The 14,499-nt window shown below is 59.1% G+C and carries 10 protein-coding genes and 1 tRNA gene; 4 read left to right on the forward strand and 7 right to left on the reverse strand.

Translation table 11 applies throughout. The features are described from left to right. Positions 1 to 2,079 precede the first annotated feature (2,079 nt). Both F4Y00_02120 and F4Y00_02125 read right to left on the reverse strand, forming a co-directional pair. Positions 2,080 to 3,297 carry a PHP domain-containing protein gene (locus tag F4Y00_02120; protein ID MYE03760.1) on the reverse strand — a complete coding sequence of 406 codons (1,218 nt, stop codon included), beginning with the start codon at positions 3,295 to 3,297 and terminating at the stop codon, positions 2,080 to 2,082. An 86-nt stretch (positions 3,298 to 3,383) separates the two neighbouring features. Then, entirely contained in the window at positions 3,384 to 3,797 is a 414-nt protein-coding gene (locus tag F4Y00_02125) for a DUF3224 domain-containing protein (protein ID MYE03761.1), read from the reverse strand. Positions 3,798 to 3,933: 136 nt separating this feature from the next. Between F4Y00_02125 and F4Y00_02130 the strand changes: the two genes are divergently transcribed. Then, the gene (locus F4Y00_02130) at positions 3,934 to 5,313 is read left to right on the forward strand and encodes a divalent metal cation transporter (protein ID MYE03762.1); all 1,380 of its coding nucleotides are present in this window, start codon (positions 3,934 to 3,936) and stop codon (positions 5,311 to 5,313) included. 41 nt (positions 5,314 to 5,354) lie between these two features. Then, entirely contained in the window at positions 5,355 to 6,947 is a 1,593-nt protein-coding gene (locus F4Y00_02135) for a tannase/feruloyl esterase family alpha/beta hydrolase (protein ID MYE03763.1), read from the forward strand. 40 nt (positions 6,948 to 6,987) lie between these two features. Here the strand turns inward: F4Y00_02135 and F4Y00_02140 are convergent. Together F4Y00_02140 and F4Y00_02145 are read right to left on the reverse strand one after the other, a co-directional pair. After that, positions 6,988 to 7,060: transfer RNA gene (locus F4Y00_02140), tRNA-Ile, on the reverse strand. Between the two features lie 50 nt (positions 7,061 to 7,110). Beyond that, positions 7,111 to 8,058 carry a sugar phosphate isomerase/epimerase gene (locus F4Y00_02145; GenBank protein MYE03764.1) on the reverse strand — a complete coding sequence of 316 codons (948 nt, stop codon included), beginning with the start codon at positions 8,056 to 8,058 and terminating at the stop codon, positions 7,111 to 7,113. Positions 8,059 to 8,334: 276 nt separating this feature from the next. On the opposite strand from F4Y00_02145, the gene F4Y00_02150 reads away from it, so the two are divergent. Beyond that, positions 8,335 to 8,811: an Lrp/AsnC family transcriptional regulator gene (locus F4Y00_02150; GenBank protein ID MYE03765.1), complete on the forward strand. Its 477-nt coding sequence runs from the start codon at positions 8,335 to 8,337 to the stop codon at positions 8,809 to 8,811. A gap of 106 nt (positions 8,812 to 8,917) precedes the next feature. Then, positions 8,918 to 11,095, forward strand: a complete 2,178-nt coding sequence (locus F4Y00_02155; protein MYE03766.1) for a glutamine synthetase type III — start codon at positions 8,918 to 8,920, stop codon at positions 11,093 to 11,095. Between the two features lie 56 nt (positions 11,096 to 11,151). On the opposite strand, the gene F4Y00_02160 is transcribed toward F4Y00_02155, so the two are convergent. The 3 genes from F4Y00_02160 to F4Y00_02170 form a co-directional block, all read right to left on the reverse strand. Continuing rightward, complete coding sequence (locus F4Y00_02160; protein MYE03767.1) at positions 11,152 to 12,318, reverse strand: hypothetical protein; 1,167 nt, start codon at positions 12,316 to 12,318, stop codon at positions 11,152 to 11,154. A gap of 3 nt (positions 12,319 to 12,321) precedes the next feature. Continuing rightward, positions 12,322 to 12,747 carry a F0F1 ATP synthase subunit epsilon gene (locus F4Y00_02165; GenBank protein MYE03768.1) on the reverse strand — a complete coding sequence of 142 codons (426 nt, stop codon included), beginning with the start codon at positions 12,745 to 12,747 and terminating at the stop codon, positions 12,322 to 12,324. A 105-nt stretch (positions 12,748 to 12,852) separates the two neighbouring features. Further along, positions 12,853 to 14,340 (reverse strand): F0F1 ATP synthase subunit beta, encoded by a 1,488-nt coding sequence (locus F4Y00_02170; protein MYE03769.1) that lies wholly within the window; start codon positions 14,338 to 14,340, stop codon positions 12,853 to 12,855. Between the last annotated feature and the right edge of the window lie 159 nt (positions 14,341 to 14,499).

The following is a 14,499-nucleotide window of genomic DNA, read 5'->3' on the forward strand; positions in this document are numbered from 1 at the left end:
TACGCCTCGGAAGCCTATACCCGCTTCACCGTGGCGAACGACACGGGTATCGTCGGCATCATCGAAACGCTCAGCGACGTTTTCTGGGACAAGGAGCAGGGGATGCGCGAACTGATCAAATCGCGGCGGCAAACCACGAACCTTTCCGCAGACCTGACGAGCGACCTCGAAGGGATACTGCTCATGGCCAACCTCTATGACGACGATATTCCTCTGCTGGAATTCAATTTCATGGGCGTAACGCACCCGGACGCGCTCGACACATATCGCTTCTCTCTGCAGGGCACACGCCTCATGGACGACCGCCTTGTATATGACATTACGGTTGCGCCGAAAAGCCGGCTTAGCACCGCCTTTGCCGGAGAAATATCGGTCCTTGCCGACGAATGCGCCCTGCTTGAGGTCGCGCTCGAACCGGGGGAAGCTTTTTTGTTGCCTCGGCCGTTTAGCCACAGAGGCATGACGCTCTACCAGCAGTATGATTCCTTTGACGGAAGCGCATGGCTCCCGGTCGATTATCGGGCCGAGTTCGGGTTGGACGTATCCTTTGGTCCACTCTTGTACTTTCCCACATTCAAGGCGAAGCAACTCTCCCGCATAACCGATTACGAGATAGAGGCAACACTGCCGGATTCCCTCTATGCCGAAGGGAAACGCCTCGGCATAGATCAGGAAGCCATTGCCGCCGACACGCTGCTGGACCGTGCAGGCATTGCCGTGCCGCTCGAAGAACCGGAGCGGGTAGCATACGCCGGATTAGACAGCACCATGACGCTCGAAAAAGCGTTCGAGCCCAAAGGTATTCTGGCGCGCCGAGTCATCAGGATGGGCGACAGCGAAAACAGGGATGGAAAAAGAACCGGCGTCCTTGCGAGAATAAGCGAACCCATACCGGGCCTGCGCTCGCGGTTCCGCTTCAACCGCGCGGAAGGATTCGCTCCGGGGGCAGCCGTGAAAATCGAACGGGGGCGCCTGAATCTCGAGGGCCACGGCAGGTGGAGCCATGGACGCTGGAACCACAAACTCGGACAACCATGGACCTATGGAATCAGGGGGAGCATCGGCCTGGGACCCGAGAAACGAAAGACGCTCGGCGTATCGTACTTTGACGGGATCGAAAACCGCTGGGGAGGCGAAACCGGATACTCGGAGGTTATATCCCTACCGACCATATCCAGTCTCTTCGGGATCGGGAATTATTACGACCACTTCCACAACCAGCGCATAAGCGCGTTCGGAAGGTACCGCAAGGAACGTTTCAGCATCGGGCTCTCCGCATCACGCGAGATGCCTGCTCCGGTCGAGGCAATCACGGCCTACGATCTTTTCGCCCAGCCGGGCGCTCCCCGACCGAATCCACCGGTTTCCGAGCGCAGGTTGCATTCGGTTACGCTGACCGGCTCTTATTCTTTCTCCCACATAACAGACTCCATCCTCCCCCGTTTTATGAGGCGCGGCGCTTCTTTTGGGATCGAATACGGCAAGCTGGAAGGCATGGAGGATGCCTATGTACGACTTAGCGGCAATATCTCCGGAAACTTCGACACCTTTTTCTCGCGGCGTCCCCGGCCGAACACCCTCACTATCGACCTGAGAGGAGGCGCCCGCTTCGGAGAACTCCCCATCCATCGTTTCGGGGCGATACACGGTAGTATTGGGATCGTGCGCTTGCCCAACTCATTACATACGCTGGCCGGACGTCCGTACGAAGGAGACCGGTATGTCGGATTCTTCTGGGAACAGAATTTCCGAACGATACCCTTTGAATTGCTCGGCCTGCATGGCCTGGCGCGGCGGGGCTACGGCATCATCGTCGGCGGAGGCCATGCCCAAACCTGGATATCTCCTTCCCCCCTCGTCGAACAACCCGATCTGCATCTCTCTCCAGATGGAATGCACCACGAACTAACCGTTTCGCTGGACGGCATTCTGGGCTTCTTGCGCGTGAACTTTGCCCGCCGGCTCGACAGATCAGGCCATAGCGTGGGTATTGGCATAGGCGGATCTATTTTATAGACCGCTAAAGATTTCCTCGAACCTCGTCGAACAGAGACGGTTCGGTTTGACTGGACAGATTTTCTATTCCTCTTCCCCCTCGCTTTCCCGCATCTCTTCCACCTCGATGGTCAATGTCCATTCGGGATGCGTGGAGGGCGCCGTAACCACATTGAGCACCTCGAAAACGAGTTCGTATCGAAACCCCCGTTCGCCGGTTTTTACATGCAACCATGTAACGGCATGCGGCTTGACGACAATCAGGTCCGTCGCGGCGGCAAAGGTGTATTCCGACCGGCTGCGCAGCGTAAATGGCGCATCGGATATGTTTTTGATGGCCACGTGGAGCAAGGAAGTGCCCTCCTCGTATTCCGCGGTCTTTACCGAGAGCGATGCCTCGATCAGCGGCTGCACATGCTCCGGCCTGCCGATCAGGATGTCCTTGTACCATACCGCTGTGCGGCGCATCCGTAAGGCCTCTCCGATGCCCTCAAGAGAACGATCCGCTGCAAAAACGAGCGTGACGGGCCGGTGGCCGCCTCCAGGCACATCGTACTCCCAGTCCACCAGACCATGAATGTCGGAGGTGCCAAGGATGGCGAGATTATGGTCGAGGGCGATCTGGAGTGCGTTGTCCGAATACCAGAATTCGTTGACCACTTCGATTCCATGGAACAGTCCCTCGTCGAGAAGCTGGCGATGCATGTCGGTGAGTTCTGTGATCGCATCCGGCTTTTGCGCCGGCCAACTTGGATGATTCCAGAACACGAACGCTCCTTGCCGGTTGGCCTCGCGGATTGCCTCCGTAGCATCGTCCACCATAACGGGATTGACGTCTTCCAGCAAGACGGCGTTCAAGTGCCCCGGCGGCATGGACCGCGTGATTTCCGCTCCCCGCAGGACGAGAAGGGGCTCGTTTTCCGCTTCCTCTCCGTCCGCTTCTTCGGTTTCCGCCTGTTCCTGCGCGTCCTCCACCATTCTTTCGGCCACTTGCGCAGCCAGATCGTAACTCCGGTTTCGATCCGGGTGCGGAATGTCTTCGATATGCGGCTGGTATTCGATGTGATCGGTAATCGCAAGACAATCGAGCCCGTCGCGTATCGCTTCCTGCACACGAATATCAGGCCAGACACTCCCGTCGGAGAACGCCGTGTGGGTGTGGAGGTCGCAAGTCAGCGTATGGTACCCCGGCACGTCGGGAAACTCAATGATGCGCCGTTCGGCGAGATCATGTGCATGTTGGGCGCCGGCGCCGGGAACGGTCAGCAGTAGCAGGGCGGAGAGATAGAAAAGGCAGCGCATGGGATACAGTATGGTTGTGGGTATAAAACGGTATGGAGGCAGGTGGCATCTGAGTCAGTCGCGGATCGAGAGCAGGGTCGGCAAATTCAAGCGTTGTCCTTGTCAAAAGAGCACTGCAGGGTCAGCGTATGTACGCCGTCCTCTGTCCGGCTGATTTCCATTTTGCCGCCGAGACCGGCCAACTCGCCGGTGCCCGATCCGGGCACTACATTCCCGAATGAATGAGGCGCCACACCCGGTCCCATGATACCTCCGTGCTGCAGGACGAAGGTGCCGGTTCGTCCGGCAAGGGTTCCCGTCACTTTTTCCGAAACGACATATCCCGCACCCGCTTCCGGATCGCTCAGTCCGCAAAAAAGCCCTTCGCCGGTGCTTTCCCCATCGAGGTCTCCCTGGAATTTTTTCCGAATGGTCACGCGGGTCAATTCGGGGCCTTCTTCGGGGCGGTCATAGGACGAGGCGTCCCATCCGGTGACGTCGAAAGTGGCGTGGGCTTCCATGAGATTATTTTCGGGTGTGTGTCGGCACGAGAAGGATACGTTCTGGAGAAATCATCTTATGCTATCATTATAAGTATCCGTGTCCGTTCCGCCAACCCCCACCGTTTATTGCTCTGCACAAGGTATATTGCCCGGTATGGCGCGCGAAACAGATTCAAACACATCTCCGGAAACCAATCCGTACCGGTTCTCGCCGGATAAGGTAAAAGAACCGCCGGCCACCTTCGCCGGGCGGCTTCGTTATCTTGGGCCGGGCTTTATCCTGTCGGCGTCCATTGTCGGCTCCGGCGAATTGATCGCGACCACGCGGCTGGGAGCCGAAGCCGGATTCGTAATGTTCTGGATCATCCTCGTCAGCTGCCTCGTGAAGGTGGCTGTTCAGGTGGAGTTCGGCAAGCACGCCATCTATTCCGGCCAATCCACGATGGAGGCGCTGAACAGCCTGCCGGGCCCCCGGTTCGGGAAGGCCAGCTGGACCATCTGGACCTGGCTTACCCTGATGGTGCTCAAGACGATGCAGGTCGGCGGCGTAATCGGAGGCACGGCGCTCGTACTGGCCCTCGTTTTTCCGCAAGTCCCGGTGGTGGTCTGGTGTCTTGCGGCCAGCGTAGCCGTATCGATCATTATCCAGCACGGCCGGTATGCCCCTATCGAGAAACTTTCCCTGGTGCTGATCGGCCTGTTCACGTTGCTGACCGTGTTTTGCGTCGTCGCCGTGCAGTACACGCCGTTCGGGTTTTCCACAGGGGATATTCTGGGGGGATTCGGTTTTCAGCTCCCGCCCGAGGTAGTGCTCATTGCGATCGGCGCGTTCGGTATCACGGGCGTTGGCGGCGACGAGATTCTGGCCTACAATTACTGGCTCATCGAGAAGGGGTACGCGGCGCATACCGGCCCGTACGAAGCGACCCCCGCCTGGATACGGCGGGCAAAGGGCTGGATCCGCGTCCTGTACCTGGATGCCATAGCGGCAATGATCGTATACACGGTCACCACCGCAGCGTTCTATCTGCTGGGTGCGGCGATCCTGTATCGACAGGGCCTTCTGCCCGAAGGCATGGAACTGGTGAGCACGCTTTCGCGGATGTATACGCAGAGCCTCGGGGACTGGGCAGGCGCGCTTTTCCTTGCGGGTGCGTTCACGGTGCTCTTTTCCACGTTGTTCGGCGCACTTGCCATCTGGACGCGCCTGTTCGCGGACGCTTTCGGGCAAATAGGGTGGTTCGATTTCAAGGAAACAAGGGCGCGCCGGAACGCCATCGGATGGCTGGCCTGGATCATTCCTCTGGTCTGGGCCGCGCTTTTCCTGCTCATCAAGCTCCCGGCCATCATGGTCGCCATCGGCGGAGCCATCACCACGGTCATCCTGCTGCTTGTGGTTTTCGCCGTGCTGCATTTCCGCTACCGCAATCTCCCCGAGGCGCTCAGGCCGGGGCGTGCCTATGACACGCTGTTCTGGATCAGTGTCGTTTCCATCGTGATGGTAGCGCTTTACGGCCTGATTCGCGTATTCTGAACCCATTACCCATTCCACCCCCCTCCAGGCTCCACACACACATGTCCGCCTTCCCAAAATCCGTTTCCCCAATCTATTCCCTCCGTCGAGGCTATTTCCGTTTTCTTTCTTCGGCGCTGCTTGTCGCCGCCTTCCTGTTCGGGGGCCGCTCCGCGACCGCGCAGGAAACGTGTTCCGATCTCGCCACCCTGCGCCTTCCTGACGTACGGATCGTCGAGGCTGCGGTCATAGAACCCGGCGGACAAGGCAATGAAACGGGCGATGCGCCGCATTGCCGGGTGGAAGGAGTCATAGGCCGGGAGATTCGCTTTGAACTCCTCCTGCCGGAGACCTGGAACGGACGGTTCGCGATGGGCGGCGGAGGAGGCTTTGTGGGCTCCATTCAGAATGCGGCCCGGTGGTCGGTGCATTCAGGATACGCCACAGTGGGAACCGATACCGGGCATGAAGGAGGCGGTACGGACGCCTCGTGGGCGCTCCACCACCCGGAACGCCAGATCAACTTCGGGCATCTGGCTGTGCACCGCACGGCGGAAACGGCGAAAGCGATCATCCGCGCCCATTACGGGTCGGACATCGACTATTCGTACTTCCTCGGTTGCTCGCGGGGCGGCGGGCAGGCTCTTATGGAAGCGCAGCGGTATCCGGGAGATTTCGACGGGATATCGTCCGGCGCCCCGGCCTTCGACTGGACCGGCATTATGGCGGAAAACTTCCAGAATATGCAGAAACTCTATCCCGATCCTACCCGGACCGGGACGCCGCCCCTGTCGCCGGACCACCTCTACTTTCTGGAAAAGGCCGTGCTGGACGAATGCGATGCGCTCGACGGCGTGCGTGACAGGGTTATGGAAGACCCTCGCATGTGCCCGTTCGACATCGCCTCCCTGCCGACATGTACAGGCGATGCGGACGAAGGCGCATCGCTTTGCTTTACCGGGGAGCAACTGGAAGCCTTACGGACCGTATATGCACCGCCCGTCAACGAGGAGGGACCGTTGTACGTGGGCTTCCCCTTTGGCGGAGAAGGAACTCCAGCGGGCTGGATAAACTGGATCACCGGAAAATTCGAGGGTTTGTACCGGGATTCGGGAGAAACCGCGCCGAGCCTGCAATGGGCATTCGCAATGAACTACGCGAAGTACCTTGTCTTCGCAGACCCGGACTGGGATTACGCGGGCTACGATTTCTCATCGTGGGAGCAGGACGCTTCCTACGCCTCGGCGTTCATGGACGCCACGGATCCGGACCTGAGCGACTTTGCCGGCAAAGGACACAAGTTGGTCCTGTGGCACGGTTGGTCCGACGCTGCGCTAAGCGCCCTGGCCAGTATCCGGTACTTCGAGGAAGCGGAGCGCCTCGATCCCGATGTGCGCGATTATTTCCGCCTCTTCATGATGCCCGGCGTCCTTCACTGTGGCGGCGGCCCCGGACCTGCAGAAGTGAACTGGCTGACGGTGCTGACGGACTGGGTGGAAGAGGGCAAGGCGCCCGAACGTATCGTAGCGCTGAAAAGGAATTTCGACCGGGAAGTCGTTCGGAGCCGCCCCCTGTGTCCCTGGCCGCAACGCGCCGTCTACGACGGAGAGGGCGATACCGACGACGCGGACAGCTTTGCGTGTGCGGCGCCATAGGAAACGCCGGAACGGTCCTCGCCCCGGCGTTGCTGAAAAGTGGGCCCGGTAGGGTTCGAACCTACGACCAATGGATTATGAGTCCACTGCTCTAACCACTGAGCTACGGGCCCGGACAAGGATTGCACGGCATCCTACTGCCCGACGACGCATTACGATCCGGCTACGCCCCGAACGCATTGCGCAATAACGCCAGACTCTTCGGAATCGCTACGCCAGGGTCTTCCTTCCCCTCGAATTCCAGCGAGACATACCCCCGAAAACCGGCGTCGCGCATGATCTGCGCGATGCGGTCGTAGTCCAGATCAAGCGTATACCATGTGCCTCCGCCGTAATACGTCTTGGCCTGTACGAGCACGGTGTACGGCGCCAGCATGGCCAGCTTATCGTAAGGATCCTCCAGAAAGTTGCCCGTATCCAGGGTGACCTGAAGCCAGGGCGAGTCAATGGCCTGAACGATGCGGAGCACTCCTTCGGGCGTACGCCCGAGGCCCCAATGATTCTCCAGCCCCAGGACGACCCCTTTCTCCGCAGCGTGATCGATACAGGAACCGATGGCGTCGATTACCCAATCGAAGGCTTCCTCGTCCGTATATCCTTCGAGCGGCGGTTCGATGCCCCGGTTGGCCATCAATGCATTGAATGATTCGCTCGTACCCCAGCGCCCGGTGTTTATGCGCATGGTGGGAATCCCCAATGCGGAAGCTACATCGATCTGGTGCTTTGTCCTGTCCACATTTTCCTGGCGCCTCGCTGCATCCGGCGATACAAATCCCTGATGGGTCGAAAACCCCATCAGGTCCAATCCCAACTCGATGGCCTTGCGCTTGAGCATCTGCAAATGGGCATTCTCCTCGGAACCCATCTGGACGTGGAGGATCTCCACCCCGTCAAAACCCATATCCGCGGCCTGTTCGATACAGGAAGCGATCGGGTAGTCCTCCCTCTCCCCTGCGAAACGCCAGAACGAATAGGTGGATACACCGATCCGGTTACCGGGCCCACGTCCCAACTCCATCATCGGCGCCAGCGCCTTTGCAGGAGCGGCAGCCCCCATTCCAAGAAGTCCTCCTGCGGCCGCCGCGCGGCGGACAAAATCTCTGCGGTGCATGACATTCCCCTGGCTAATTGCTCATAAAGCGAGTCGTTATATATCCCGCATGGGTACGTTTGGATACCCTGCATGTTCGCATGCAACGCGAACCCATCATCACCCGTCACCTCTCGACGAACGCAAATCCGGCCCTGTATGCAAAAAATGGGTTAAAAATCTAATTTTATGGATGCATTCTTGCATCTTTTCCTAAATTAGTTAATAAACTGGTGCGAAACTTACAGCAAAGATCATGGAAGGATCGCTGCCAAAATCCTACCCCCCAACAACGTCATGCACCGAATCGACGACATCGATGTCACCATCCTTGAACTGCTACAGGATAGCGGACGGATGAAACGCAACGCCATCGCGGAAATCGTAGGGCTTTCCGTGCCCTCCGTGAGCGATCGCATGCGCAAACTCGAAGAACGGGGAGTGATCACCGGCTATCACGCCGTGGTCGCCCCGAAGCGATTTCACATGGACATCACCTCCTTCATTCGCGTAATCGTGGACGGATCCACGAATTACGACAATTTCGTGAATGAAGTCCTTGTTTTCCCGGAAGTGCAGGAAGTGCATTCGATTACCGGGGAAGGATCTCACATACTGAAGGTGCGCTCCCGCAACACGACCACCCTCGAACAAATCCTGTCGAAAATCCAGGCATTGCCCGGAGTGCACAGCACCTCGACGAGCATTGTGCTGAGCACCTTCAAGGAAACGAGGAAAATCAAGCCGTTTACCACCGAGTTGACGGAACAATAACCCCATTTGCCCCACGCAAGCGCGAAGTCGCGCTGCGGATACCCGGCGACCATCTGACACCACCCTGTATCACACCCCCTGACGTTACCACCAAACGCTTCACACCATGTCCAAGTTGATTGACGATTATAACGTAAAGGCCGCAACCAAATTCGTGCCTGACATCAAGACTCCGATTCTTCCCATAGATATCGAGAAAATCTTTGGGGAGAATACGTTTGGTCTGGAAGCCATGAAAAGCCGTCTTCCGAAGAAAATCTACGAGCGGCTTCTCGCCACCATCGAAAACAATGAGCCGGTCGATTCGACGGTTGCGGATACCGTAGCGACGGCCATGAAAGAGTGGGCCAAGGAGCGGGGTGGAACGCACTTTACGCACTGGTTCCAACCCTTGACCGGCTCGACGGCCGAAAAGCACGACAGTTTCATCACCCCGAACAAGGGTGGAGGCGCCATTGCAGAGTTCTCCGGGAGTGACCTGATCCAGGGGGAACCGGATGCATCGAGTTTCCCGAGCGGCGGCGTGCGCGCCACCTTCGAGGCCCGAGGCTATACGGCATGGGACCCCACTTCGCCCGCGTTCCTCATCGAGAACAAAAACGGGGCCTATCTGGCAATCCCCACGGCGTTCACTTCCTGGACCGGGGAGGCGCTGGACTACAAGATCCCCCTGCTTCGCTCCGTAGCGGCGCTGGATGGCGCAGCCCGGCGCGTTCTTGAGCTCTTCGGCGTGGAGGGCGTACAGAACGTGTACTCCACCGTCGGTTCCGAGCAGGAATACTTCCTGATCGACGAGGAATATTATTACCGCCGGCCGGACCTCGTGACCACGGGGCGGACGCTCATCGGCGCCAAACCGCCGAAGGGGCACGAGCTGGACGATCATTATTTCGGAGCGATCGAAGACCGGATTCTGTCGTGCATGCTCGAAACGGAACGGGAGTTGTACCGCCTCGGAGTGCCCGTCAAAACACGCCACAACGAAGTGGCCCCGAGCCAGTACGAAATCGCGCCGATTTTCGAAAACTCGAACGTGGGCGCCGATCACCAGCACCTGATCATGCTCATGCTGCAGAAGATAGCCCGCAAGTACGGCCTCGTCTGCCTGCTGCATGAGAAACCGTTCGACGGACTGAACGGATCGGGCAAGCACAACAACTGGTCGATATCCACGAATACAGGCCTGAACCTGCTCGATCCGGGAGACGATCCTTCCCAGAACCTGCGGTTCCTGTTCTTCTGCGCCGCCGTGATCCGCGCGGTGTTCAAACATCAGGACGTGTTGCGAATCGCCGTGGCGACGGCCGGAAACGACCACCGGCTGGGCGCAAACGAAGCGCCTCCGGCCATTTTGAGCGTTTTCCTCGGCGAGGCCCTGTACGGCATCTTCAACCAGATCGCGGAAGGCTCCGCCACGTCGAACAAAGAGGGCGGTTTCCTTGGCCTTGGCAGCCCGGTCCTTCCGCATCTGCCGCGCCACTCGGGCGACCGTAATCGTACGTCTCCGTTCGCTTTCACGGGAAACAAGTTCGAATTCCGCGCGGTCGGCTCCAATCAGACGATCTCGTTTTCGAACACCGTGCTCAACGTAATCATGGCGGACACGCTGGACGAACTGGCCACGAGCCTGGAAGCCAAAATAGGCGACGGGATGGCTTTCGAAGACGCCGTGGCCAGCGTGCTTCAGGAATCCGCGCAGGAAACGAAACCCATCCTTTTCGAAGGAGACAACTACACGGAAGAATGGCATGCGGAAGCCGAACAACGCGGTCTGCTGAACCTGCGTACGACCGTCGATGCGCTCGAAAAAATGCTCGACGAGAAAAACGTGTCGCTTTTCGAGAAGACCAATGTCCTTTCGAAGACGGAACTCGAAAGCCGGTACGAAACGTGGCTCGAGCAGTACATCATCACGGTCAATATCGAAGCGGAAACCACGCAGGCCATAGCCGAAACGATGGTGCTCCCCGCAGCAGCGAAGTACTTCGGTGAGTTAACGAACACCGTTGTGCAAGCCAACCAGATCGGCGCTCCTTCCGGAGGCACGCAGGCTACGGCTGCCGCCACAGGCGCTCTCATCGACGAGCTGCGTGGAGCGGTCGACCAGTTGAAGGCTGCGAATATGACCCATATCGACGATGGGCATGCGCACGCCGTACACATGCGCGATCAGGTCATTCCGGCGATGAACGCCGTACGTCTTGCGTGCGACAAACTCGAGCGGGTCGTGCCGAACGAACTGTGGCCGATACCGACCTACCGGGAAATACTGTTCATCAGGTAGTCAGCAGTGTGTAAAAGGCCGGATCCTTGCGCCATCGCAGGGATCCGGCCCGGACACTACGGCACGCGCGCGCGGGCATCGACAGGCAGGGAATCGATCACTTCCTCCCCATCGACAAGCCACGCGGTTTCGTGCAGATGCATGCATACGCAGGCATGATTCGGCACGAGCCGGATACGGTCTCCCACTTCAAGGGTAGAGCCGCCCGATACATCGATCCAGGCATGTTCTTCGGAAAGCGCGGCGATACGGGCGTGCGGCAGGCGCTCCATGCGAAGCCCGTCGTACAGCAACTGCCCATAACCGTCCGTGCCTGCCCCCTGGTCGGAGGTGACGGTTTTCGAACCTGCATCGGCAAACAGCCGCTCCCTCCCCGATGCCGTGCGATGGCGGCTGACCACAGTCGTCAGTACGGTGAGCGCACAATCGGTTAACGCCACGGAGCCCAGAGCCACCTGCATGGCGTCGTGGAGGACATAGTTTCCGGGACGTATTTCGGTAATGCGGAAGCCCCCCTCCTCCCTGTTCTCGAACACGTGCATCGTGGGCGTCGAGCCGATGCTGATTTCGAAGGCGCCCGGTTCGGCAAGCCCTGCCTCCCTGAGCCGCCCGGCAAATCGGAGCATGGCGTCCCGTTCGTGCCGGGAAACAATCCGGATAGCTTCTTCCTTCGAAACCCCCTCCGGCGGCCCCTTGTAGACCTGTCCGGCGTGCGTAAGGATACCGGCAAGACGTATTCCGGGAGATTCAGCCACCGTGCGGGCAAGCGCTGCGGAACGTGCATCCTCCGGATCGACGCCGCAACGATTCTGACCCACGTTTACCTCGATCAATACCTCGGCGGAGACGCCGCGCGACGCAAAAAAATCAGAGGCGGCTCGAACGCCGGGGAGGGTATCGACACAGAAAGAAAGACGTGTATCGGCGTACAGATCGGCTACGCGTTCCAGCCGGTCCCGCCCGATCACAGGATACGCGATGCGTATATCGTCGAAACCGGCACGCACGAAGTGCTCGGCTTCCCCTACGGTCGCCACCGTAATGCCGCGCGCACCCGCCTGCTGTTGCATGCGGGCCAGCACCGTGGACTTGTGTGTTTTGATGTGGGGGCGCAAGCGCACTCCCTGCGCGTCGGCACGGGCCTGCATCGCTGAAATATTCGCCGCAAGGCGAGACCGCTCAATCAGCAGACAGGGGGTCGGGAGGTCGCTCAGCGTGGCCATGGATCATGCCGAAGCCGTTCTGCCGATACGCCCCATCGCCATGCGTAGCCGGTTGCGGGCCCGCTCGAGGGCTCGCCCGGCACGAAGCCGGTCAATATCTTCCCCAGTCGATTGCAACCGGCTCAACGCTCGTTCTTCGGCTGCTTTCGCCCGTTGCGTATCTATTTTGGAAACCGGCTCAGCCGTGTCCGCGAGTACCGTAACCCGGTTGTCGATCACCTCGAGAAAGCCCCCGCTCGAAGCAAAAAAGACCTGCTCTCCGTCGGAAGCCGTAACGCGTATCGCGCCAATGTCGAACGCGGCGATCATGGGAGCATGATTGAAGAGCACCTCGAACGAACCAAACCGGCCAGGCGCCTGGACCCCCCGCGCCTCTCCCTGAAAGACGCGCCGGTCCGGGGCAACGATTTCAACCTGAAGATGGGCCATAGGGACGGGGTATTATACAATCAGACCTTATACGATCAGACGCATGCGACCGGACCTTGTACGAAGCGCCGAAAAACCCGGTTGCTTGCGAGCACGCGTCCATGCCTATGCGGTCTCCTCCGCGAGCATCTTCTCGCCGGCTTCCGCAACCTCTTCGATGGAACCCTTCAGATTGAAGGCGCTTTCGGGGTATTGGTCCATCTCTCCTTCCAGAATGGCCCGGAACCCGCGAATCGAATCCTCCACCTTGACGTACTTGCCTTCAATGCCGGTGAATTGCTGGGCCACAAAAAACGGCTGGCTCATGAATCGCTGGGCGCGGCGGGCCCGCTGCACCACAAGCTTGTCTTCGTCGGACAACTCGTCCATGCCGAGAATGGCAATGATGTCCTGCAATTCCTTGTACCGTTGAAGGAGTTCCTTCACCTCCTGAGCCGTCCGGTAATGTTCCTCGCCGACGATGCGCGCATCCAGAATGCGGCTTGTCGAATCCAGCGGGTCGATAGCCGGATAAATCCCTAACGAGGCAATCTGGCGGGAAAGCACCGTCGTAGCGTCGAGGTGCGCAAAAGTGGTGGCCGGCGCGGGATCCGTAAGGTCGTCCGCCGGAACGTAAATAGCCTGGAAAGAGGTAATGGCGCCGTCCCGGGTCGAGGTGATGCGCTCCTGCAGCTCGCCCATCTCGGTGGCAAGCGTCGGCTGGTACCCTACTGCGCTCGGCATCCGACCAAGCAACGCCGAAACCTCCGAACCGGCTTGCGTGAAGCGGAAAATGTTGTCCACGAAGAGAAGTACGTCCCGGCCGCCCAGATCGCGAAAATATTCCGCGACGGTCAGGCCGGCCAGGGCTACGCGAGCACGGGCGCCGGGCGGTTCATTCATCTGCCCGAAAACAAGCGTAATGTTGGACTGCCGGAGCGCTTCGTCATCCACCTGGCTCAAATCCCAGCCCCCTTCTTCCATCGTCTGGCGAAATTCCTCGCCGTAACTCATGACGCCGGATTCAAGCATCTCGCGCAACAGATCGTTTCCCTCGCGGGTGCGTTCCCCGACCCCGGCAAAGACGGAAAGGCCCTCATGCGCCTTGGCGATATTGTTGATGAGTTCCTGGATGAGCACCGTCTTGCCCACACCGGCGCCGCCGAACAAGCCCACCTTGCCGCCCCGCGCCACCGGCTGAATAAGATCGATCACCTTGATGCCCGTTTCCAGCATCTCGATGCTGGTCTGAAGCTCCTCGAAGGCAGGCGCCTCCCGATGAATCGGGCGCCACTCGCTCACCTCAGGTTGGGGGAAGCCATCGATGGCGCGCCCCACGACATTCAGCAGCCGTCCACGAATCTCTTCGCCGACAGGCATGGCGATCGCACGGCCCGTATTCACGACCTCCGTCCCACGCGTAAGCCCGTCCGTGGAATCCATGGCGATCGTACGAACGCGATTTTCCCCGAGGTGCTGCTGCACTTCCAGGACCAGATCGTCTCCCTGATCCCGTCCGATCGTCAACGCAGAAAGAATCTCGGGGACATCGCCGGATGGAAATTCCGCGTCCACGACAGGTCCGATTATCTGAACGATCTTACCGTTCGCCATAGTGCTTGTCCGCATTAGAAATAGTATCAGCGCAAAAAACCCAAACGTATTTTACTCCTTGCGGGGATTATAGATCGCAAAGAATATGCGAAACCGAACGGGAAAGAGCGCAACAGCGCCGGGGCCTGCCGTACTGCTTCGTCATTCCTCGCCAGCGCA

The organism is Bacteroidetes bacterium SB0662_bin_6 (assembly GCA_009839485.1).
In the GTDB taxonomy this organism is placed as follows: Bacteria; Bacteroidota; Rhodothermia; order Rhodothermales; family VXPQ01; genus VXPQ01.